Below are 531 nucleotides of genomic sequence, written 5' to 3'. Positions count from 1 at the left end.
GAGTGCATTAAAAGAAGTCCACCTTCTTGGAAAATGTTATCTTTTGAGATAACTTTGTACGTATGGTCAGGAAGATTATTTTTTACGAAAACCACTTTATGGAATTTTACCAAAACCAAGATGAAAAGGTCAAGAGTAAGATTCAATATGTTTTTGAACTGATCAAGCAAGTGGAAAGGGTGCCCAAAAAGTTCCTCGATCATATTAAAGGAACTGATGGGCTATTTGAGGTACGTGTGGAATACCAATCAAATATCTATAGGATATTTTGTTGTTTTGATGAAGGAAGGTTAGTGGTTCTCTTCAACGGTTTCCAGAAGAAAACCCAAAAGACACCAAAAAAAGAGATCGAGAAAGCCGAAAGGTTAATGAAGGAATATTTTCAATCAAAGTAACAAAACCATGAAAGATTATAAGGATATCAAAACTTTCGATGAACTGATAGAATTGGAGCATGGAAAAATCGGGAGCGAAAGCCGAAATAAATATGAAGAGAACGCCAAGATGTTTATCGTCAGCGAGATGTTGAAG

Annotated in this window: 1 protein-coding gene; it reads left to right on the top strand. The window is 35.4% G+C overall.

Annotated features, from left to right (window positions below; translation table 11 throughout):
- The first annotated feature begins 62 nt into the window (after positions 1–62).
- Positions 63–395, top strand: a complete 333-nt coding sequence (locus DB520_RS26350) for a type II toxin-antitoxin system RelE/ParE family toxin (protein ID WP_114752810.1) — start codon at positions 63–65, stop codon at positions 393–395.
- Positions 396–531 lie beyond the last annotated feature (136 nt).

This window comes from Pleomorphovibrio marinus (assembly GCF_003347495.1).
GTDB lineage: Bacteria > Bacteroidota > Bacteroidia > Cytophagales > Cyclobacteriaceae > Pleomorphovibrio > Pleomorphovibrio marinus.
This window is presented reverse-complemented; position numbering and strand designations above follow the sequence as displayed.

Bases quoted from the DNA above. Each gene is read 5' to 3' on its own strand.
- DB520_RS26350 (WP_114752810.1), top strand. From the start codon at position 63: ATGGTCAGGAAGATTATTTTTTACGAAAACCACTTTATGGAATTTTAC.